Source organism: Hallerella succinigenes (assembly GCF_002797675.1).
Lineage (GTDB): Bacteria > Fibrobacterota > Fibrobacteria > Fibrobacterales > Fibrobacteraceae > Hallerella > Hallerella succinigenes.
Genome location: NZ_PGEX01000001.1, coordinates 539,274 through 562,120 on the forward strand (window position 1 = coordinate 539,274; position 22,847 = coordinate 562,120).

Annotated in this window: 15 protein-coding genes, 2 tRNA genes and 1 pseudogene; 2 read left to right on the forward strand and 16 right to left on the reverse strand. The window is 50.2% G+C overall.

What is annotated here, in order from left to right; all coding sequences use genetic code 11:
* Positions 1-8: 8 nt before the first annotated feature.
* The 14 genes and pseudogenes from BGX16_RS02320 to pyrR form a co-directional block, all read right to left on the reverse strand.
* Positions 9-146, reverse strand: a pseudogene (locus BGX16_RS02320) (alpha-amylase family glycosyl hydrolase); the annotation flags it as partial.
* 113 nt (positions 147-259) lie between these two features.
* The gene (gene ettA / locus BGX16_RS02325; RefSeq protein WP_100424608.1) at positions 260-1,939 is read right to left on the reverse strand and encodes an energy-dependent translational throttle protein EttA; all 1,680 of its coding nucleotides are present in this window, start codon (positions 1,937-1,939) and stop codon (positions 260-262) included.
* 10 nt (positions 1,940-1,949) lie between these two features.
* Positions 1,950-2,438: a hypothetical protein gene (locus tag BGX16_RS02330; protein WP_198514840.1), complete on the reverse strand. Its 489-nt coding sequence runs from the start codon at positions 2,436-2,438 to the stop codon at positions 1,950-1,952.
* Between the two features lie 77 nt (positions 2,439-2,515).
* Entirely contained in the window at positions 2,516-4,627 is a 2,112-nt protein-coding gene (locus BGX16_RS02335) for a formylglycine-generating enzyme family protein (RefSeq protein WP_100424610.1), read from the reverse strand.
* Between the two features lie 61 nt (positions 4,628-4,688).
* Complete coding sequence (uvrA, locus tag BGX16_RS02340) at positions 4,689-9,986, reverse strand: excinuclease ABC subunit UvrA (protein WP_100424611.1); 5,298 nt, start codon at positions 9,984-9,986, stop codon at positions 4,689-4,691.
* A gap of 101 nt (positions 9,987-10,087) precedes the next feature.
* Positions 10,088-11,593 carry a secretin N-terminal domain-containing protein gene (locus tag BGX16_RS02345; RefSeq protein ID WP_100424612.1) on the reverse strand — a complete coding sequence of 502 codons (1,506 nt, stop codon included), beginning with the start codon at positions 11,591-11,593 and terminating at the stop codon, positions 10,088-10,090.
* A complete protein-coding gene (locus tag BGX16_RS02350; RefSeq protein WP_100424613.1) occupies positions 11,590-13,659 on the reverse strand; it encodes a hypothetical protein in 2,070 nt (689 codons plus the stop codon). The genes BGX16_RS02345 and BGX16_RS02350 overlap by 4 nt, the downstream gene beginning before the upstream one ends.
* Positions 13,656-14,255 carry a type IV pilus inner membrane component PilO gene (locus tag BGX16_RS02355; protein WP_100424614.1) on the reverse strand — a complete coding sequence of 200 codons (600 nt, stop codon included), beginning with the start codon at positions 14,253-14,255 and terminating at the stop codon, positions 13,656-13,658. Before BGX16_RS02355 ends, BGX16_RS02350 begins: the two co-directional genes overlap by 4 nt.
* Entirely contained in the window at positions 14,255-14,866 is a 612-nt protein-coding gene (locus tag BGX16_RS02360) for a PilN domain-containing protein (RefSeq protein ID WP_100424615.1), read from the reverse strand. The genes BGX16_RS02355 and BGX16_RS02360 overlap by 1 nt, the downstream gene beginning before the upstream one ends.
* Positions 14,867-15,958, reverse strand: coding sequence for a pilus assembly protein PilM (gene pilM / locus BGX16_RS02365; RefSeq protein WP_157797835.1), 1,092 nt, complete (start codon positions 15,956-15,958; stop codon positions 14,867-14,869).
* Between the two features lie 124 nt (positions 15,959-16,082).
* Positions 16,083-17,087, reverse strand: a complete 1,005-nt coding sequence (locus tag BGX16_RS02370) for a PilZ domain-containing protein (RefSeq protein ID WP_100424617.1) — start codon at positions 17,085-17,087, stop codon at positions 16,083-16,085.
* A 3-nt stretch (positions 17,088-17,090) separates the two neighbouring features.
* A complete protein-coding gene (locus BGX16_RS02375; RefSeq protein ID WP_241899409.1) occupies positions 17,091-18,332 on the reverse strand; it encodes a dihydroorotase in 1,242 nt (413 codons plus the stop codon).
* Positions 18,325-19,263: an aspartate carbamoyltransferase catalytic subunit gene (locus tag BGX16_RS02380; RefSeq protein WP_100424619.1), complete on the reverse strand. Its 939-nt coding sequence runs from the start codon at positions 19,261-19,263 to the stop codon at positions 18,325-18,327. The genes BGX16_RS02375 and BGX16_RS02380 overlap by 8 nt, the downstream gene beginning before the upstream one ends.
* The gene (pyrR, locus tag BGX16_RS02385) at positions 19,260-19,823 is read right to left on the reverse strand and encodes a bifunctional pyr operon transcriptional regulator/uracil phosphoribosyltransferase PyrR (protein WP_100424620.1); all 564 of its coding nucleotides are present in this window, start codon (positions 19,821-19,823) and stop codon (positions 19,260-19,262) included. Before pyrR ends, BGX16_RS02380 begins: the two co-directional genes overlap by 4 nt.
* Before the next feature lie 81 nt (positions 19,824-19,904).
* Between pyrR and BGX16_RS02390 the strand changes: the two genes are divergently transcribed.
* Complete coding sequence (locus tag BGX16_RS02390; protein ID WP_100424621.1) at positions 19,905-20,453, forward strand: peptidylprolyl isomerase; 549 nt, start codon at positions 19,905-19,907, stop codon at positions 20,451-20,453.
* A gap of 104 nt (positions 20,454-20,557) precedes the next feature.
* Positions 20,558-20,630: transfer RNA gene (locus BGX16_RS02395), tRNA-Ala, on the forward strand.
* 141 nt (positions 20,631-20,771) lie between these two features.
* On the opposite strand, the gene BGX16_RS02400 is transcribed toward BGX16_RS02395, so the two are convergent.
* Both BGX16_RS02400 and BGX16_RS02405 read right to left on the reverse strand, forming a co-directional pair.
* A tRNA-Glu gene (locus tag BGX16_RS02400) sits at positions 20,772-20,844 on the reverse strand.
* Between the two features lie 26 nt (positions 20,845-20,870).
* Entirely contained in the window at positions 20,871-22,826 is a 1,956-nt protein-coding gene (locus BGX16_RS02405) for a peptidylprolyl isomerase (RefSeq protein ID WP_100424622.1), read from the reverse strand.
* Positions 22,827-22,847: the final 21 nt, after the last annotated feature.

Below are 22,847 nucleotides of genomic sequence, written 5' to 3' on the forward strand. Positions count from 1 at the left end.
TTACCACAGCCCACACCCAGGCTCGCAAGGTAATCCAAGCGACTCGTAATTCCCGGAATATCCCCGATTCCGTCTCCATTCGAATCCTGGAAACTACTCGGATAAATTTCGTAACAAACGGTCTTTTTCCACCACTCGAAATCCATCTGCTTCATAAATGTTTCTTCTTGTTGATGACAGCCCAAGCCAAGGCTTGAGCCTAGACAAAAGAAAAAGCATTGGCCGATGAGGGCCAACGCTTTGACAAGTCTATATCGCTTTATTCACGCGTGAGCGTCTTATATTTGAAGCGCTTCGGCGTATCCGCGTCATCGCCCATACGTTTCCGGTAGTCCGCTTCATATTCGCTCCAGTTGCCTTCGAACCAGACAACCTTGGAATCGCCCTCGTAAGCGAGAATATGAGTTGCCACGCGGTCTAAAAACCAGCGGTCATGCGAAATAATCACGGCACAGCCTGCAAAGCGAAGAATCGCCTGTTCCAAGGCCTGCAGCGTTTCGATGTCCAAATCATTCGTCGGTTCATCGAGAAACAGCAAGTTGCCCGGACGCTGCAAATTCTTTGCCATGAGAACGCGGTTGCGTTCACCGCCCGAAAGCACAGAAAGTTTCTTCTGCTGATCGGCACCGGTGAAGTTGAAAAGTCCACAGTAAGCGCGAGCGTTCATCTTGCGTTCCCCGAGGATGATTTCATCCTTGCCGTTGGCAATCGTTTCAAAGACAGTCTTCGTATCGTCCAAGCTTTCACGGCCCTGTTCCATGGTGATCATTTCCACCGTATCGCCGATCTTGACGCAACCCGAATCCGGCTTTTCCTGACCCGTGATAATTTTAAACAGCGTAGATTTACCCGCACCGTTCGGACCGATAATGCCCACGATACCCGAACGCGGAAGCGTAAACGAAAGATCTTCGAAAAGGAGCTTGTCGTTGTATGCCTTGCGCAGATTTTCCGCCTGAATCACCACATTGCCGAGGCGCTTTCCGTTCGGAATGTAAATCTGAGCGACCTTGATCTGTTCGCGGCTGTCTTCCGCCAAAAGATCTTCGTATGCCTTCAAACGAGCCTTGTTCTTCGCCTGACGCGCCTTCGGGCTCTGCTTCACCCATTCCTGTTCACGGGCAAGGCGCTTCTGGCGATCGGATTCGCCCTTTTCTTCATTCTTCATGCGGTCCAGCTTCTGGTCCAGCCATTCCGCATAGTTGCCCTGCCATGGAATGCCACGGCCACGGTCAATTTCCAAAATCCAGCCCGTCACATTATCGAGGAAGTAACGGTCATGCGTCACGAGGATCACGGAGCCCTTGTATTCGCGCAAATGGCGTTCAAGCCAAGCGACCGATTCCGCATCCAAGTGGTTCGTCGGTTCGTCAAGGAGCAAAAGGTCCGGTTCTTCGAGAAGCAAGCGGCAAAGAGCCACACGGCGCTTTTCACCGCCCGAAAGATTCGTCACCTGCCAGTCACCCGGCGGGCAGTTCAGGGCGTCCATCGCGATTTCGATTTTGCGGTCGAGGCTCCATAGATCTTCCGCATCGATCTGGTCCTGAAGCTTTCCCTGTTCTTCCATGAGCTTGTTCATTTCGTCATCGCTCATCGGTTCGGCAAACTTCATCGAAATTTCATTGTAGCGGTCAAGAATCGCCTGTTTCTTGGCGACCGCCTGCATCACGTTTTCTTTGACAGTCAGATTCGGATCGAGCTGCGGTTCCTGCGGAAGGTAGCCCGCGGTGCGGCCCGGTTCAATCCAAGCTTCGCCTTGGAATTCCTTGTCGATGCCCGCCATAATGCGGAGAAGCGTCGATTTACCACTGCCGTTCGTACCGATGATGCCAATCTTTGCTCCGTAATAGAAGCTCAGTGAAATGTCCTTGAGCACCGTCTTTCCGGGCGGATACATCTTGGTCATTCGGTTCATGTAAAAAACAAATTTTTCGGCCATGTGGATTCCTTTACTTCGATTCCGAAGGGTGATGGTCTTGAGTATTTTCTTCTTTTTGCTTCTGCTTGTTCAGCCTGTAATTCTTGATAATGACCGCCAAATCCATAGCGATACCGATTACGAGCAAGAATGAAATGCAATACGCACCGACCGCCGGTTCAACGGTCAGGAAGTCATAATGCTGCCGCACAATAGTTGCGCTTAAATTGTAGATAAAAACCCAGAGCGATGCAAAGGCAGCGAGCGCCATTGCAAGCGATCCAACGGGTGTAATGAATGCACAAGCCGCCGCTAGGGCCACAGCGACCGCAACCGGGATGATTGCACGCGAAGTTTTAATCGGCTGTTCAAAAAAAGCCTTCACCCGAGGGTCTTTTTCCTTCATTTCGTTCACGGCCTTCGACGTTTCTTCATCGAGAACCGTTTCCGGCGTCACCCCGGAGATGAATTCATAAACATTCGGTTCGGCAACAACCTTTTCCGAACAAGAAACATTCACAAGCGGAAAAAGGAATGCCAAGAAAATCAATAAGAATGGAAAAGAAGCAAGTCTTTGAAAAAGTTTCAATTCAGAATTCATGGTTCTGGCTTACCTTGAGCCTTTGAGGGGAACACGCAACGGAAACCAAGCGTATTCGCCCAATAACGCGGATCTTCATCGTCTTGATCCGTCAGATCCAATTCATCTTCGGTTTTGCTCTTCCAGGAACCGCCCTTGAACACGCGGGAGTCCCCAAAGAAGGAACCTGTCGGGTCCTCATCTTCCACGTAAAAAGAGAACCACGAATAGGAATCTCGCGTCCATTCCGCCATGTTGCCAGAGACATCGTAAAGGTCCCAGGCATTGGGCTTGGCCGAAGCGACGCGCTGCGGACCGTCTGCACGGAAAACAGCATACTGGAACGCCTGATCGCCTGTTCTTAAGCGCCAAAGCGAGCCTTCATTCTTTCCCGTACGAGCTGCAAATTCCCACTGCGCTTCTGTCGGAAGATCTCCGCCAATCGCTTTGCAGAATTTACGAGCCTTGTTCCAATTTACATTGTGAACCGGCATCAGACTATCGGTGAACGTGAATTTCGTCGTCGAATCCTTCATTACATCACGATATTCTGCAATTGTGACTTCTGTCTTGCGAATTCCGAACGGAGACATGTGCACAATGCGGTTCTTGAAGCGGAAAGTGCCCGAGTCGATTTCGGCAACGGCACGGCTGAGTTCTTCGATCGAAGGCTTAGCCACAGGCGCCTTTTCCTCTTTTTTCACCGTATCCGCGACCACTGTCGGAGCCTTTTCTTCCTTTTTCGGATTCAGCCATTCCTGAACTTCCGGTTCTATAAGAAGATTCGCCGGCAAAATGAACTTTCCATCGCCCGCGTAAAGCGTGTTACGGAAGCGGACGTGAAGGCGCACAAAGCGGTACTGGTGACGGCTCTTAACACGGTAACCGTCATACTTCCAAACAGGCTTGTTTTCAAGCGTTAACACAAAGCGCATGGCATCCGAATTTTGAGATTCTGCTATCCACACGGAATCCTCAAGAATCGAATCCAAGAGGCCGACCCATTCCACCTGCGTGCGCTTCAAAGAATCGTTAAAGCAAATACGAATGCCCGAATCGGTCTTCGCAATCGATTCCGGGATCACTTCAAGCTGAATCGTATCCTTCTGCTGTTCCTCTAAGCGAGCGCGCAGAACTTGATTCATGGTGGTGATTTTTGCAAGGCGTTCCGAGAGCCACATCGCGCGAGCGCGGGTACGGGTCGCTTCAAAAGTCGCTGCATAGGCAACATACTGCGTATGCATAGAATCCATTCCTTTCGGAGGATTCTTTTTCTTCGGATAGACCGAATCAAAGGCTGCAGTTCCACTGCGATCGATATTCGCTGCGGTCAGATCTTCAATGAACTGGTCATAGAGAGCTTCCGTTTCTTCAAGAGAATGCGTTGCTATAACCTGCTCTTTTGTCACTTCCGTCTGAATTTCATACTGCAACGTATCCAGAGGGATAACGACCGATTTTAGCTTCGCACGCTTTCCATTCGTTACGTGCACGCCGGCAGTAAACGGATACGCATTGGGGACAAATAGAGTGGCAAAGAAAAGACCCGTATCGACAGGAGCAAACGTCATCGGAGCCCGGTAAACATCCGCACCGATTCGAATCATCGTACTATCGGGCAAGGAATCCACTTCGACAATTCCCGTAAGCGATGTCGGCGTCAGCTTTTGCCACTTACCGTTCTGGATAAAATAAAGCGTTTTGACACGGGAAGAATACAGATATTTCTTGTCGAAGTAAACCTGGGATTCGTCCTGGAACGGTCTCATGTGCGGCGTCGCATAAAAACGCATATGGACCGCTTCCAGAGCCGTCAAATGATTTGCCTGCAGATTAAATGCGTTCAAATCCTTGTAACAATCCGATTTGATATCACCCGAGAACCAACCGTACTGATTACCCTTAAGCTTGGATCGCAAATAGAGCGTTGCCGATTCCAACGGGAACTTCAGATGAATCGCTTCCAGGTGGGAAGCCTTGTCCCTATCGATGCATACGTTTTCACCATTGAGAATCTTAGCGTTATCCTTGAACTGTTCATCGGAAACGGAATACCGAAAATCTCTCGTCCCCCCTGCGATTGCAAATATCGACAAAAAAGGGATTACCATCCACGCTTTAAATTGCATAAGTCCTCCTGCCGGATTCTTTCAATTTAAGTTAAAAACGGCAGAATGTAATAGATTTCGTCTATTTTTTGGCAGAAGGAGCCCCCATATAGGTCACAAAACCGCCCGCATCACCGCCAGAAGGCCCAAGTTCCACGATATAATCGGAAAGACGAATCACATCCGGATGATGTTCGATTAAAATAATGGTATTTCCCTGCGCCGAAAGACGCCTTAAAAGATTCCACAGAATCTGTACATCCTTCAAATGCAAACCGGTTGTCGGTTCGTCGAGAAGGTACAAAACGCCCTTGCGGCCCGTTCCACGGGAAAGTTCCGCAGCAAGCTTCATCCGTTGCGCTTCTCCGCCCGAAAGCGTCGTCGCCGACTGCCCAAGGCGCAGGTATCCAAGTCCCACGTCCAAAAGGACCTGAAGTTTTTTTACGATCTTCGGAATGTCCTTAAAAAATTCACAGGCTTCATCAATGCGCATATTCAAAACGTCTGCAATGTTCTTGCCTTTGAATTCCACCGCCAAGGTTTCCTGATTGTAACGCTTGCCCTTACAGACATCACAGGTTTCCCACACATCCGAAAGGAAGTGCATTTCGACAGAAACCATACCACGGCCTTCGCAGGCTTCGCAACGTCCACCGCCATTCGCCGAATTGTAGCTGAAACGGTTCGAGCCAAAGCCTTTCATCTTCGAAAGTTCCATCTTTGCGAAAAGATCGCGAATCGGATTCAAGACTCCGGTAAAGCTTGCAGGCGTCGAACGCGGCGTTCCCGAAATCGGGCTCTGGTCCACGGCGAGAACTTCCTTGAGCGTATCCGGGAAGATCGCCTTTAAGCGAGCCTTTTTACGCCTTTCACCACGGCCGTACGCCGCTTCCATCAGCGGAAGAATTTCATCCATCACCAAGGAACTCTTGCCCGAACCGGAAACACCGCAGACCGTGGAGATGCAATTTTCCGGGAAGCGGACTGAAATGTTCTTTAAATTGTGCGAAGAAAGGTTCTTGAATTCCAGATACGAAGCGTCTTTCGAAATCGGTTCGAGCGGCGGATTGTACATGGGAACGGAACCGGTCAGGTACTTGACGGTCTCGCTATGCGGGTACACCTTGAGGGAAACTTTTTTCGAAAGCTGTTTCGGAGAACCTTCCGCAACCACTTCCCCGCCATATTCGCCTGCCATCGGACCCATATCGATCAAATGGTCAGCGCCCCGGATCATTTCCAAATCGTGTTCCACCACAATCAGCGTATTTCCCAGATCGCGCAGCCTGTACAGCGAATCCAAAAGTTTTTTCGTATCGCTTTGATGCAAACCGATCGTCGGCTCATCTAGAACGTACATCACGCCTTCAAGCCCACTACCGATCTGGCTTGCAAGACGAATGCGCTGCGATTCACCACCCGACAGCGTATCGCCCGTGCGGTTCAAATTCAAATATCCAAGGCCAACGCCTTCCAAGAATTCTAGACGTCCGAGAATTTCACGGAAGAGAGGCTTTGCGACTTTTTCACGAGCCCTATCCAACCGAATCTTTTTAAACCAATTCCGCGCCTCGTGAATACTCAGTTCCGAAGCTTCGGTAATGTTCTTTTCAGCGATCGTCACCGAACGGATTTCCGGTTTCAAACGAGCACCATGGCAATCCGGGCAAACTTCGCCCGACTTCAAAACGCCCATACCGGCACAACGTTCACAGGCACCCCAGTGCGTGTTAAAGCTGAACTGCTTCGGGTCAAAATTCTGCGTCAAATAATAATGGCAATGCTTGCAGCTCGGGTAAAAAGAATACGGGACGATCTTTCCATTTTCCACACGAACGCCTGCGGAACGAGAACCGTCGTGATAAGCGCGTTCCAAAGCTTCGGCAAGGCGCGGCGCATTCGCATCGGAAACCGGTATAAGATCCGCAACTGCATACACTTCCTTCACATTCTTGGGAAGTTTCTTCAGCGGAAGTTCTGCGCGCGTTCCATTCACCAGAAGACGTCGGTAACCGAGTTCCTGTAAACGATCCGAAAGACCCACGATTTTACTTTCATCCGGAGCCATCCATTCGCAGTTGGAATCCGCTATAAAGATCGGCGTGAGAATTTCCACTTTTTTGCCTATGGATTTTTCAAGCAAATTTCCGATGATCGAAGAGATCGGTGCAAACTCCAAGGGGCGTCCACATTCCGGGCAATGCGCTTCGCCCGCTCGCGCCCAAAGAATTCTAAAGTAATCGTAGATTTCCGTAAGCGTCGCCACGGTACTTCTCGGGCTCTTCGAAGCGCTTCCCTGATCGATTGCAATCGCAGGCGAAAGTCCGCGGATAAAGTCCACCGATCCGCGATCCGGACGTCCGAGGAAACGGCGCGCGTACGTGCTGAGCGTTTCCACAAATCGGCGCTGTCCTTCCGCAAAAAGCGTGTGGAAAGCAAGGCTCGATTTTCCAGAACCGGAAACACCCGAAATCACCGTCAACTGATGACTCGGAATCGTCACGCTAAAGTTTTTCAAATTGTGCTTCCGCGCGCCGACGATCTGAATATCCAAGCAGTCCGCCACTTCTTTTTTACGAGCGATGGACTTCGCTTCTTCTGTTTTCGGTGAAAGGACTTTCGCAAGGAATTTCCCCGTCAAAGACTTCGGATTTTTCGCTACTTCTTCGGGGGAACCTGTTGCGATAATTTCACCGCCGTTCACGCCCGCATCCGGGCCAAGGTCAATAATCCAGTCCGCGCATTTGATCACGTCCATATTGTGTTCGATGATCACCATGCTGTTGCCGAGATTACGCAGGCGCTTCAAGCAATCGAGCAAGTGGCGAATGTCTTCAAAATGCAGGCCGGTCGTCGGTTCATCGAGCAGATACAGCGTTTTTCCCGTACCCGGTCGACGCAGTTCCGTCGCAATCTTAATGCGTTGTGCTTCACCGCCCGAAAGCGTTGTCGACGGCTGACCGAGCGTCAAGTAGCCGAGACCGATTTCTTTCAACAGCTTCAACGGTTCCGCAATTTTCGGAATGTCCTTGAAAAAATCGCAACCTGCATCGATCGTCATTTCAAGCACATCGGTAATCGTCTTGCCCTTAAAATGCACTTCCAAAGTCGGATCGTTAAAGCGTTTTCCGTTACAGACGTCACACGGCACTTGCACATCCGGGAGAATCTGCATCTGCACAATTTTTACGCCTGCACCTTGGCAAGCTTCGCAACGTCCTCCTGCAACGTTAAAACTGAAACGGCTCTTCGTATAACCGCGGGCTTTACTTTCGGGAAGGCTTGCAAACAAATCTCGGATATCGTCAAAGACGCCCGTATAAGTCGCCGGATTTGAACGCGGAGTGCGACCGATCGGCGTCTGGTCAATTTCAATGACCTTGTCGATGAATTCCGTTCCGGTCAGCTTATCGAATTTACCCGGCGTTTCCGTTGCCCCATGGAACTGCCTTGCGAGTTCCTTCTTCAAAATCGTATTGATGAGAGAGCTCTTGCCCGAACCGGAAACGCCCGTGACGACCGTCAAAATTCCATCCAACGGAATCTTCACGTTCACATGTTTCAAGTTGTTTTCCGCAGCACCAAAAATTTCCAGACAATGCGTATCCTTCAAAACCTTTTTGCGTTCTTTCGGAATTTCTATCCGCAATTTGCCCGAAAGATATTTACCCGTCAGCGACTTCGGATTCTTTTGCAGATCTTCAACCGTACCAGCGGCTACGACCGTACCGCCTTTCACACCGGCATCCGGGCCAATATCCACCACGTAATCCGCATAACGCATCGTCTCTTCGTCATGCTCCACCACGATCAGGCTATTGCCCTGCGAACGCAAACGCTCTAGAATTCCGAGGAGCATTTCATTATCGCGCGCATGCAAACCGATACTCGGTTCATCGAGCACATACAGCACACCCTGCAAACCGGCGCCCACCGCACTCGCCAAGCGAATGCGTTGCGCTTCACCGCCCGAAAGGGTCCTTGCGCCTCGCGCAAGCGTTAAATAGCCAAGTCCCACGTTCACCAAAAAATTCAGGCGATTGCGGATTTCCTTAAAGAGTTCGTGGCCAATATGCTCTTCCTTGTCCGAAAGCTTTAAGTTGCGGAAAAAATCTTCGAGCTTGTCCACGGGCATGTGACACATCTGATCGATCGTCATATCGCGGAATGTAACCGCATTCGCCACCGGTGAAACGCGCGTTCCATGGCAAACCGGGCAGTTGCTCTCATACATAAACTTACGGAAATGCACAATGTGCCACTGGTTCCACAAATCCTGCATCAGCGGAATAATGCCATCTGTTCCCGCCTTCGGGGAGCCGTAAAAAATCGCGTTCTTCGCACTGTCCGGAAGATCTTGCCACGGCGTTTCGAGCGAAAAGCCTTCGGCACGCGCCACACGAGAAAAATCCGACCAGCCAAAATCCGTAAAGATGACCTTACCATCGGACTTCTGGCATTTGAGAGCGCCACCGCGAATCGAAAGGCTTGGATCCGGAACAATCAACTCTGGAGCAAAAACATAATCGCGTCCAAGCCCTTTACAATGCGGGCATTGGCCCTGAGGATCGTTGAACGAAAACAGTCTCGGTTCGAGCTCCGGAATTGAAACGCCGCAATCCGTGCAAGCGAGCTCCGTTCCCTGAATCCGGTATTCCCCATCGTCAAAGAGAAAAGCGACAAGCTTCCCATCGGTCAAATGTAAAGCTCCTTCCAAAGCCTCACGGATGCGAGAAACATTCTTGTCCTCGATCGAAACTCGGTCTATGACCGCTTCAATCGTATGCTTTTCATAGCGAACCAGCAGAGGAACTTCATTTGTGCGCAAAATTTGGCCATCGACACGCACACGGGCAAAGCCTTTTTCGGCAAGATCCGCCAGTTCCTTGCGATACTCCCCCTTGCGCTCCTGCACAATCGGAGCTAAAACCGTCAAGCCGCGGCCCTGATTTTCCACATAGAGATTATCGACAATCTGATCGATCGTCTGAGCCTGGATTACCTTTCCGCATTGAGGGCAGTGCGGCACACCGAGGCGCGCAAACAGCAAACGGAAAAAATCGAGGATTTCCACTGTCGTTCCAACCGTCGAGCGCGGATTTCGATTCACCGTCTTTTGGTCAATCGAAATCGTCGGAGAAATGCCCGTCACCGACTGTACATCAGGGCGTTTCATGACCCCAATGAACTGGCGTGCATACGCCGAAAGCGAATCTACATAGCGCCTTTGACCTTCTTCAAAAATCGTATCAAAGGCAAGGCTCGATTTACCGGAGCCCGAGACTCCCGTCACCACCACAATAGAATCGCGAGGGATATCTAAACTGACATGCTTTAAGTTATGTTCGCAAGCATCACGAACGACAATGGATCGCGTCATGTTTAAAATATAGTGAACGTATGTTCACTTTTCAACTGTTTTTATCTGCAAAAAAAGAGTCCTGATTCAGGGACTCTTTTTCAACTGTTTAGCGTAAAAGCTTATTCTTCCCAGCCGTTTTCCGATTCCACGGCACCATCGCCAGCAACTGCAGCTTCGTCTTCCTGCGGAGCCGAATCTGCGGTTTCGGCCTTCGGCCGAACCTTTTCCGCATCTACAGCCGGAGCGGTCTTCACAGCAGCCTTTCCAGCTTCTGCGGCTGAAACAGCCTTGGTCTTCGGCGGTTCGGAAAGCGGGAACTTGCCGATGTAATTGTGAATGATTCGAGGCGTCACGAAAATCACGAGGTCATTCTTCGTCACCGTTTTCTTCGTGTACTTGAAAAGATTGCCGAGTACCGGAATGTCCATGAGGAACGGAATACCGGATTCTGTTTCCTGATGTTCATTACGGGTAAGACCGCCGATTACGACCGTTTCACCGTCTGCCACGACCACCTTCGTTTCCGCTTCCTGCTTGCTGATCACCACCTGACCCATTTCGTCATAGCGATAAGAGTCGTTCTGCGGATGCAAATCGAGCATAATACGGTTGTCTCCAGAAACGTGCGGCGTCACCGTGAGCTTAATACCGGTTTGCACCATCTTAGTCGAGGATTCACCGTCATCGTCAATCACGCGGATCGAAATTTCGTCACCCATGTAGATGTTTGCTTCCACGTTATCCATCGTGGTGATCTGGGGAGTGGCGAGCACTTCGGTCGAAGCGTCGGAAAGGATGTTTGCGATAGCGACCTGGACGTTGTTATCCAAAACGCTTGCAGAAATCGCTGTCGTTGCATTGGCAACGCCCGGAGAAACACCGTTGTTCGGGAAAGACTGCATTGCAACACTCGTACGAGAAGCTCCCGCAGCGCTTCCACTCGGCGGATTAGCCGCACCCGGACTCAAAGAAGTCGTACCCATCTTAGCGGACCAGTCCACACCGAGTTCACGGGCGAGGTCGCTAGACACAACCACGAGCTTTGCCGTAATCATGATCTGCAGGGTTTCGACATCCAATTCTTCCAAAGCATTTTCCATTTGGGAAATGCTCTTTTCGGTATCGTAGACGATGATCGAGTTCGTGCGTTCCACGGTCGTAATCTTACCGCGGTTCGTCTTCATCGATTCGAGAACCTTCACAAGTTCTTCCGCCTTCGCATGTTCCACCTGGAAGTTCTTACGAACGAGCGGCGCATTGTTTTCTTCTGCAGCCTGCTTGTCGGCGAGCTTCTTCTGCTTTTCCTGATAAGCGGAGGAACGCTGGACGTAGATGTAATTGTCTTCGATGGTCCACGTCAAATCATACGTGTCGCAGATCAACTTGAGCACATCCTGCCAAGACTTCTTCGTCACCTGAAGATTGGTAATCTTGCCCGAGACATCGGGAGCAAGCACTATGTCGACGCCCGCAGTCGCGGATATCGAGTGGAACGCCGTACCAAAGTTCATATCCACGAACTTGAAATCGTACAGTTTATTATTTGGGGCGGATTCCTGTGCAATCGCAGAAGCGAAGCAGAGCGCAATCAGCGCAATCAGTGAAAATTGAACGATCTTTTTCATTTCGCGTCTCTCCCATATTTATCGGGCAAACTCATGGAATATCTACGACTTACCCCAAATTCTTGTAACAAGAACAGCACGTCGGTCTGGGTAATCTTCAAGACCTTGCCGTTCAAAATGCGGTCGCCTTCCTTCACAGCATAAGACACAGAAGGATTCTTCGTTTCCGCAAGGATTGCAATCGGAACTTCGGATTCCCAAATGATACCGACAAGTTCCACCTGATCAATATTGATTCCTTCTTCCATCAGGCCCTTGATTTCGATGAACGGGTCACGACGACCGAAGGAACTATACGAAATCCGTTCTTCGATCGGACGATCGAAATGGACCGCGTTGGAATCCAAGGTTCCACCCTTTTCCAAAGCGATTTGTTTCAAACGTTCCGACTGCACAGCCGAAAGTTCATCCGGGAACGAAACCGCTCGGCGGTTCACATAACCGATCTTGGAGCCCAAACGAACCTTGTGATACAGACCATCCAGTTCGATATCTTCCAAGCGAACGCCAAATTCCAAAGTTTCCAATTCCTGAGCGTTTTCCGAAGGCTTTGTAAGGAACGGAGTCGCTTCTGCCACTACGATCAAATTACGAGCGACCGGACGCAGACCGAACGACTGGGAAACCGTCACGAGTTTCTTCTTGTCCTGATCCATATTCTTCGAGAAGTCTGCGAAGGATTCCGTCACGGCAGACGGGTTCGTCCACTTGCGCACATACACGCCAGACGGCTTTGCCATATAGCAAACAAATCCCGGAGCCTTCGCCATATGGGAAATTTGAAGGATCAACGAACCCTTGTAAACGAGAATCAACGGTTGCACGTTCTTCTGTAGCTGAATGCGAAGACCCGAAGACATCCACGTCACCGACTTCACAATGTTACTCGTCGAAACATTGAACATCGGAGTTTTCTTCGGACCCGGAACATTCACATGGATAATCGAAGACTTTTCACGGTTCTGCACCATCGAAAGTTCGATATCGGAATCCGTATCAATGCGGAACTGTTCAATTCCATGGCTCTGGATGCCCGTCATTTCCTGAATGCCTTCGATCAAAGCGGAAACAACCTTCTTTTTAGACTGTTCCTTTTCTTCACGAATACTGTCGAGGCGAGCCTGCTTTGCAGCGGCGATACTGTCTGCCTTTGCTTTCTTGGCTGCGGCAATGCTGTCGGACTTTGCCTTCTTTTCGGCTTCCGCTTTCAACTTGGCGGCCTTCAAGCTGTCTGCCTTCGCTTTCTTGGCTGCGGCAATGCTGTCGGACTTTGCCTTCTTTTCGGCTTCCGCTTTCAACTTGGCGGTTTTCAAGCTGTCTGCCTTCGCTTTCTTGGCTGCGGCAATGCTGTCGGACTTTGCCTTCTTTTCGGCTTCCGCTTTCAACTTGGCGGCCTTCAAGCTGTCTGCTTTCGCTTTCTTGGCTGCGGCAATGCTGTCGGACTTTGCTTTCTTTTCGGCTTCCGCTTTCAACTTGGCGGCCTTCAAGCTGTCTGCCTTCGCTTTCTTGGCTGCGGCGATGCTGTCGGACTTTGCTTTCTTTTCGGCTTCCGCTTTCAACTTGGCGGCCTTCAAGCTGTCGGACTTCGCTTTCTTGGCTGCAACGGATTTAACTTCAGACGCCTTGGCGTTTTCCGCAACAGCCTTCTTCAAAGACCAAGAAGCACTCTTTGTCTTCGGAAACGAAATCACAAAGTATTTGCCCTTGGAAAGGCTCACCGGATTCTTGTCATTATGAATATCCGGTCCCACATCAAATTCAAAGTTCAACAGAGGAACTTTGAAAGATGCATCCGTAAAAATGCGAACGCTGCGGAGACCCTTGGACTTTGCATCCACAACATAAGAAGCGTCTCCCGAAACGAGCTTCGTATCGGAGAATCCAATCGTCAACTGATGCTTTCCTGCATCATACTTTTGGAAAAAGTTCGGTAAATTCTTTGCCGATGCAAACTGGAACTTCAAGGAGCAATCCTTGGAGCCGCAAGAATAGTCCACATTCTTGATTTCAGCGCTAAACGCCCATGCGGACAAAAGCGAGAGAAGGAGCAACAATTTTCTCATCATTGGGCAACCTTCTTGGATGTATACGTGGTCAAATTAAACGAAACAGAGATCGTAATCGGAGTCCATCCATGAGATTCCGCCTTTTCGATTTCCTGCTTGATTCCCGAGTAACGGGAAATCTTCAAATCGGCAATCGCTGTCGGATAGTTGAAGTTTGCAATTTCCGCAAACAGATAGCCGAGCATGTGATAACCCGCATTCACAGCTACTGAATAACGATGTTCAAAGAAGTATTCCCTTTCGGTACGAGGACCCGGGCTGAACTTCTGAATCTGAACGCCAGCACTGCGAAGAACCGCGTAAAGGTCCTGCAAACGCATCGGAACCTTTTCTTCTTCCGGGAACATTTCCTTCAAACGTTCGAATTCATTTTCCGCAGCGACGAGTTCCGCTTCGAGCTTTGCAATTCGACCCTTCTGGACATTGATCTTCGAAAGTTCCGATTCCGCATTGCGGAGCTCGCTTTCCAAGCGCTGTTCTTCGAGGGTGAACGGTTCCCACATATACGTATAAACGAAGTAGGCTCCTGCGAGAATCAACAGTGAGATGGCAAGCGCGTATATGGTCTTTTTGTCTTTCAGGTTAAGTGCTTGCATTATTTCGAACCTCCTTCCAAGCCGAGGTCCGGTTTAATGCCGGCCTTGATGACAAAGCTATAAGCTTCTTCGCCATCGATCTTGGTCGTCGAAATGTCCGTGAGCGTCACCGATTTGAAGCTCGCCTGTTTTTCAAGCTTCACCATGTATTCCGCCACTTCCGAAAAATCGTAAGTTACACCGCGGAGTTCCATATCTAACGGAGAAACCTGGTTCAACGACACAAGCCACATATTCGGCGGCATCATCGACGAAATATTTTCGAACAAAATAACCCAACGTTTTTTGCTGACCTGAATGGACTTCAAACCAGTATTCTTTTGGGCAATCACCTTGAGCTTTGCATCCAAAGCAGTGATTTTATCCAAAATCGGACGCTGTCTTTCCACTTCTTCCCGCGTGGAATCCAGGCGGTTCTGAAGAGTTTCTGTGGTTTCAGAGATATAAGATTGCACCATGAAGACCGCGACCAACGCCACGAGCAAAGCAATCGTCGGCCACACAACACGTCGGTCAACGATCCACGTCAGGTCAAGCTTGGTCTGCCGGTCTTCGGCAGGCAACAAGTTGATTTCTACGCAAAGCGATTTCTTTTTTCCCTTGGCAGCCATTTAGAACTTCCTTAAAGCAAGTCCCAGTGCGGGAGTATAAACGTTCGACAGTGCCATGGGCATTCCTTCGTCACCGACAACACCCGGATCACAAGGAATTCTTGCGAACGGATTCAAGCCTTCGCATTCAATTGAAAGCTTGTCCTTCAAGTATTCGCAGAGATTCGGCAGGTTTGCTCCGCCGCCGCAAACCATGAGACGGACAGGCTTTTCACCAGATTCGCTCGTCGAGTAGTAGCGCAGACCGAATTCTACAGAGCTCACCACTTCTTCGTAAGCGAGCTGCAGAACGGACTCCACTTCCGAGACCGAGCGATCCTTGACCATGGTCAGGTCATTCTTTTCAAACATTTCATGGCAGGTACCTTCGTCGATACCCAGGTGACGAGTCAAAGTCGAAATGACCGATTCCACCGATCCTATGGTCATGGTTCGAACCGAGTGGAACTGACCTTCGCGGAGGAACGTCATCGTGGACTTCTTTTCTCCGATATCGAGAAGGGCGACTGTCTCCTGAAGCCTGTCTTCCGGAACCGTTGCCACATAAGCATTGGCAATGCCAAAAACATCTACATCGATGGCTGTCAATTTATAACTGGCAAGCGAAAAGAGTTTCGAATAATCCCCTAAAATTTTGTTCTTGGCAGCCACGACCAGGGACTTCACTTCGCCCTTTCCGTCGCGTTCAATTACCTGATAATCCAGCATGATGTCTTGGTCATCAAACGGAGGTTTTGCCTGTGCGGTCTGCACCACGATGGCGTCTTCGTTCCCGTTCTTCGGAACCTTTGCCACGCTTTTATCCGCAAGAACACCCGCAGACCAACCGATCGAAGTCACCAAGTCATCCTTCGTGAAATCCGGAAAGTTACGGGTCATCAAGCGGACAACCGCTTCACGAAGTTTTGCTTCATCTTGAATTTCGTTATCGACGAAAGCACCTTCAGGGGTCGGTTCCATGTCCACAGCCATGATACTGCGAGAATTACCTCGTCCGTGATGCACACGAACGACCTTAATACGGTAATGACCGATGTCAACGCCAATGGTCTGGCGCTCACCTCGGATTTTAGCGATAAGATCCAAAGCCAAAATACAACCTCTACCCAAAGAATTTCGGGATTAATTTAATTCTACTTTTCCTAAAGCTCGATGTCAATAGTCTTTTGCCTAACTGCTTGAAAAAGCAACGACTTAGGCGTTTTCACCACCCTCACTAAGATACCTTTTGTGCACGTCTTTCTTGGAATATATACTGTAAGACGCGCTCCTGAGTTTCACTGAAATCGCCGATAAAAGAGGCGCTGTGATCTATTCCACCCGCCTTCTCGTTGATTTGCCCCTGGTGCAACTGTCTCAAGATACGGATTTGCAGATTTTCTTCTCCAAATCCCGGCAGATTAAAACGGATGTACACCAAGGAATTTTCAGGGACCTGTTCCGGCAGAGTTAAAAGAATACCGCCGGCGGAAAGATCCACCAAATAACCATCCATCTGTTTTTCGCCAAAAGCCAAATGGACCGGAAAACGCACCGCAAGACGCAACCAACGACGGAGCTGCTCTTTATGCAACTTTGTCGAATGCTGCAAAAGAAGCGTATTCTGGCTAACGCCAGCCACGCTGACCTTCGCCGAATATACGGCTTCCCCTGGGATATTCAAACGGACCTGCACCTTTTCACCGACTAGCGATTCTGCAAAGAAAACGTCTTTCTTCAAAACGCCCCAGTAGACCTCGTTCATAAAATTAATCTTGGTATGGACCGTTTGTTCCACGCCCTTGCCTTTGGGCAAAAGAAGCGTCGCCTCTTTTCCAAGCGCAAATTGACGGGTAGAGATGCAAGAATATTGGGCAGCCTTGTCCAGATGGCCAAGCTTTTTGCGGAGCGTTGAGATCAGATGCCTGTCCGCGGGAGAGATTTTTTCAGCGCCGCCGTTTAATTTGTATACAAAATTCACCGCTTCTTCAAACAGGAGCGGAGAATTCAGTATCGAATCCTTGTTCGAAAAAGAAGACTGTCGAACCAAGCGTTCAAGCATATCCTGCTCTTTTTCGCTCAAGTTCAACGGTTTGATCTTCTCTTCAAATTTTTCGGTGGCAAACATTCTGCCGACTTCTCGACGATGATTATTTCGACTGATTTCCATCAAAACGATGAGAATTAAAATCATCGTTGCGACAAGCAAAATCCAGCCGAGCATTTCGATCGAGAATTCCAAACATTACCCCCAGATTCCAGCGACGTAGGAGCCAAGGATTTTGCCAGAGAGCGTTTGACCCAGGAACGGAGAATTTTCCACGCCACCTGCAAAAGTCTTGGAAGTGACGTCGGTAACGCCATTCGGATCAAAAACGACGAGCGAAGCCTTTTTACCCGGAGCAAGACTTACCACGTCCGCACCGGCAATTTCTGCAGGCTTTGAAGAAAGAACTTCAACAGCACGCTTTTCACCAAGACGTTCCGTTAATCTATTCCAAAGTGCCGGAAGTGCAATTTCGAGAGAAATCGCGCCGGGGACAGCGTCTTCAAAATTCACTTCCTTGTCTTCGCGGTGTACCGGGAAGTGGTTGATGCTCACCGCCTGGATCGTGCCGTCTGCAAGCCCCTGCCAAAGCGCATCACGATCATCGGACGAGCGTACTGGCGGATGCAGGTTCAAACTGGTGTTCAAGGTTGCCACTTCTTCATCGCAGAAGAGCAGATGATGAATATCCACGTCGCAAGTCACATCGACGCCCATTTCACGGGCACGGCGAATCAAATTGAGTGCCGATTTGGAAGTCACCTGCTTGATGTGCATCGGCACACCGAGCCAGCGGGACATTTCAAGAAGCGAGAAGAGCGGAAGCGTTTCCGCCTGTTCCGGAACACCCTTCATGCCAATCATGTCGGAGAAGTTTCCTTCGTTCACATAACCACCGTGAGCGAGAGAATAGTCATACGGCAAGAAGAAGAAACGTTTCTTCGTCATTGCACCATATTCAAGGCAAAGGCGTAAAAAACGCATCGAACCGAAAGCCTTGTTGCCGTCGCCGAAACCGGCAACGCCACCGTCGGCAAGTTCGCACATTTCAGCTAGAGCCTTCGCTTCATAATCCTGGTTGATTGCGCCAAGAACGCGGATGTCATAACCCTGATAACCGAGAGCCGCCTTTTCTGCGACCAAGCGCTGAATACCATCAACCGGGTTTGCTGTACTTTCATAAAGACCACCATAAAATCCACCACGGTGCATGGCGCGAAAACCGTCACGGTACGTATAAATGTCGTCACGCTTCGGTTCCTGGAAATCGATTCCCAAGGCAAAGAGTGCCGGAATGGCAAGAGCGCCATTTACGTCCACGACCGGAGTTCCTTCCGGTGCAGAATCGCGAAAGACACCGTCCACAATCGAAATCGTCGTCGCCGCTTCAAAGTTTCCGTTCACAAAAGGACGGACATTTTTCAAAATCACATTATCCATTTGCACGACCTCCCGAAAGGAGATAAAGAGCCGACATACGAACAGCCACGCCATTCGTCACCTGAGCGAGAATTACAGAATGTTCACCATCCGCGACGTCCGAATCGAGTTCCACACCGCGGTTGATAGGCCCCGGATGCATAATTAAAGCGGAATCCTTGGCCTTGTCCAAAACTTCTTCAGTCACACCAAAGTAATTGCGGTATTCGCGAAGACTCGGAAGCAAGGAATCTTCCATGCGTTCCTTCTGAAGACGGAGCGCGATTACCGCATCTGCACCAGCAACAGCCTTCTTCACATCGGTTTCCCAAGAGACGTTCGGGAAGTCCGCACGGTAACGCGGAAGCAGCGTACTCGGTCCACAGAGCGTAACCGAAGCTCCGAGAGTCGTCATACCCCAGGAGTCGGAACGGGCTACGCGGCTGTGGCGAATGTCGCCGACAATCGCAATCTTTTTACCCTTCAATTTTCCAAGTTTCTGTTCAATGGTGAACATGTCAAGAAGAGCCTGCGTTGGATGTTCGTGAGCGCCATCGCCCGCATTCAAAACAATCGCATTCGAATGATCCGCGATGAACTGGGGAACACCTGTCCCCTTGTGACGGACCACGACAACATCGATCTTCATCGATTCAATATTGCGAAGCGTGTCGAGAAGAGTTTCGCCCTTCTTCACACTTGAACTGGAACTGGAGAAGTTTACAATGTCTGCAGAGAGACGCTTTTCTGCGAGTTCAAAGCTTGTGCGGGTACGCGTGCTGTTCTCGAAGAACAGGTTTACAATCGTGAGACCGCGGAGGGAAGGGACCTTTTTAACCGGACGTTCCAAGAGCTGACGGAATTCAACCGCCGTATCCAGAATCGTGCGGATGTCGCTTTCGCTAACGCCCTGAAGGCCTACGAGATGACGGATGGACAGAGAAGATGTCATACATTCTCCACTTGAACAAGATAAACGGCTGTTTCCGGATCGACCGATTCAATCAGCACCCGAACTTCTTCATTTGCCAAAGTCTTGACCGAAAGGCCCGTGGCATCTGCCGCAATCGGCAGTTCCCGATGGCCGCGGTCCACCAAGACACAAAAACGAATCGCCGCCGGACGTCCCATATCAAGAATCGCTTGGATGGCTGCACGGGCAGAACGTCCCGTGTAAAGGACGTCATCGACAAGAATGACCGTTTTCCCTTCGACGGACGCAGGCATTTCCGTAATGCGCATTTCTGTTGTCGCGAGAGGCTTGCGGTAATGGAAGTCATCACGGTAGAATGTCGCATCGAGGCTTCCGCATGGGATTTCGACGTGATAGCGGTTCGACAAACGTTCTGCAAGCTTACGAGCAAGCGGAATTCCACGGCTCGCCATGCCGAGAACAAGGACATTTTCTGGAGAAGAAATCAGCTCCGACACAGCCGACGCCATGTTGTCCAAGGCGGTTTCCATCGCCTTTGCGTCGAGAAGCTGACGGATCCTTTTGCAATTATCCTTCACTACAGGCTCCTTTTTCAAGATTTTTCCAATAGGAAAATGTAGTTTTTATGTCAAAACATAACCAACTTGGAGATTCCATTTATGTTCAATCAGCTTGACCTCCCAAAAAGCGGAGAAACAATCGCCATCATCAAGACGAACCACGGTGAAATGCGCGCACGCCTCTTCCCGGAAATCGTTGGCGAATGCGCTACGAATTTCATCGAACTTGCCCAGCAGGGCAAATACGACGGCGCTCCGTTCCACCGCATCATCAAGGGTTTCATGATTCAAGGCGGTGACTTTACCCGCCGGAACGGCACGGGTGGCCATGCAGCACAGGGTCCAAATTCGACCATCGGCGACAAGTACGACGAACGCCTCACCCACTTGCGCGGTGCTCTCAGCTGGGCAAAGACCATGATGCCTCATTCCATCGGAAGCCAGTTCTTCATCGTTCACCCGGCAGAAGGAACGCACTTCCTCGACCATCCGGCTAAAGGCGGTCCGGCAGAAGGCTACTCCGTTTTCGGCCAGCTCTTTGACGGTTTTGATGTTCTGGACGATATCGCCAGCGTTCGCACCGACGGTCAGGACTATCCGTACGAAGACGTCCTTATCGAATCGGTAACGATTGAAACGGTCGCCTAAGACTTTTTCATCAAAGTTGAGTGCCATTTGAGAAGCGCCGAAAAAAAATGTTCTGCGCCCCTTGACAGGGAGAATTTTTTTTTCTCAATTTGGTGCACTCAAACGGGGTTATAGCTCAGTTGGTAGAGCACAACGCTGGCAGCGTTGGGGTCAGGAGTTCGAATCTCCTTAGCTCCATAACAGAAAAGGATCCGCATCAAACGGGTCCTTTTCTGTTTTATGAACATTCAGATGATGAGAACTCCTGGGGGGCTGGATTTCGATGAACGAAATTCTATAACCAAAAAATCCCGCATTTCTGCGGGATTCTTTCTGACATAGCATGTAAGGGACTCGAACCCTTGTTACCGGCGTGAGAGGCCAGCGTCCTAGACCACTAGACGAACATGCCAAAATTCAGGACAAATAGTAGAAATATTATTCGCGGTAGTAAAGGTCAAGATTGCTTTCCACGTTAGCAGCCTTTTCCAGGTTCTGCACGTATTCATTGAAAAGCATCGCATAACCGAAGCGCCAGGTATTGGCCAAGTCTTCCGTAAGAGCGGTCTTTGCAGCGGTGGTATCCGGAACAGAACGGTTCAGGATTTTCACCATAGCGGCACCGTCATTCGTCACGACCGGTTCACCCCATTCGCCAACCTTCTGCTGGGAAAGAATGCGGAAGAGAGTCGGGTTCGAATAGCCGATGCCCGGAACAAAGCCGTCGAAAGAAGCGGTAGCCTTTTCGATTGTCACCTTTTCCACGCTCGTATCAGCCTTGGCAGAACCCGTAGCGGAATCCGTCACAAGTTCCACAGCCTTCACCTTTTCAGCAACGGAATTCAGGTAGTGAGCAGCGGCGTCCTTCGATTCCTGAAGGAGAAGGTTGCGCTTAATTTGTTCGTAATACGGACCGATATTGCGCTTGCCTGCTTCGAGAGTTTCGATACGGTTCACAACAATCACGAAGTCGTTGTTCTTGAGAGCGCCAGAGACCTTGCCTTCTGCGAGGTCCGGACGTTCCTTGTTCACGAATGCGAAAGCGGAAAGACCGCCGACAAAACCCACTTCCTGGATTTCATCGTCACGACCGAGCCAAGCGGTTTCACGGACCGGAACCTTACGAGCGGCAGCGGCATCGATGAAGGAGGAATCACTTTCTTCCACAGCGGACTTGATGCCTGCGAGGATCTTTTCCAAGCTGTCGATGGTTTCCGGAGAAGCGGTCACGGAGAAGAGAATGTGAGCGGCCTTCACCTTTTCAGTCCCGGTCGAATCCTTCATCTTGCCGAGGCTCTGAATGATGTGGTAACCAAACTTGGTGCGGACCGGTTCGGAGATAGCGCCGGAATCGAGAGCGAAAGCAACGTCTTCGAATTCCTTGACCCAAGTGCCACGAGCCGTGTAATCGCCGAGGAGACCGCCATTTGCAGCCGTACCGACGTCTTCACTTGCAACCTTGGCCATTTCTTCAAAGCTGGAAGTGGAGTTCGAATCCTTCACCTGGTAGTAAACGGTCATCGCATACTTGCGGATTTCTTCTTCATCCTTTGCAGTCGGTTGAATCGGAAGGTATGCATAAGCGAGACGAACCTGATCCTTCGTCACGAAGAAGCTGTCCTGATGAGCGTCGAAGTAAGCGTTCACCTTGAGGCTATCTACGGAAGCCGGATCGACCTGGAAATCATTTGCCGACGTAAAGGCGACTTCGACATCCTGGGAGACGAGGCGGTTGTTCACGTTCCACTGGGATTCGAGGCTCGTCGGGTGAGCGTTCGCAGTCACGAAAATCTGCAACTGGTGCAGAGGAATCGTCATTGTCTTGAGTTCCTGTTCGTAGTTCTGCATGTTGAGCCATTCGTATGCGGCCGGAGTTTCGAGCCAAGCATCAAATGCAGCCTTGTCGAAAGCGGTGTCGAGAAGGAACTTCGGAAGGGTCTGGATGAACGTCTGAACATTCTGAGCGGCTTCCTGTTCGCTAGCGGAGTTCGCCTGGATTGCGTAAACGCGCTGCTGGGCTTCTTCACCGACGAGACGGCGAACGACATCTGGATTGTTCTTGAGTTCAGCCTTCATTTCTGCGACAGATGCATAAAGCGCATTTTCATCGAACTGAGCCTTGAGGAGTTCCTGCTGGACGAAGGACTGGAAAATGTTGTTGCGGAGCTGGGCGCGCTGTTCGTCGCTCAGGTTCTGCCCCCGGTAGTTGGTCTCGGTGATGCGGTTCACACGGTTGTTGAATTCCGCATACGGAATTTCCACACCGTCCACACGGCCGATCGGATACTGGTGAGACTGTTCCGGCGTACGGTCCATCGCAAGGAGACCGAGCGCAATGCCTACTGCAAAAATGGCAATGACCCATTTCGCGTTTTCGTTAATCCATGTCAGCATAGAGTAAACTCCATTTATTTT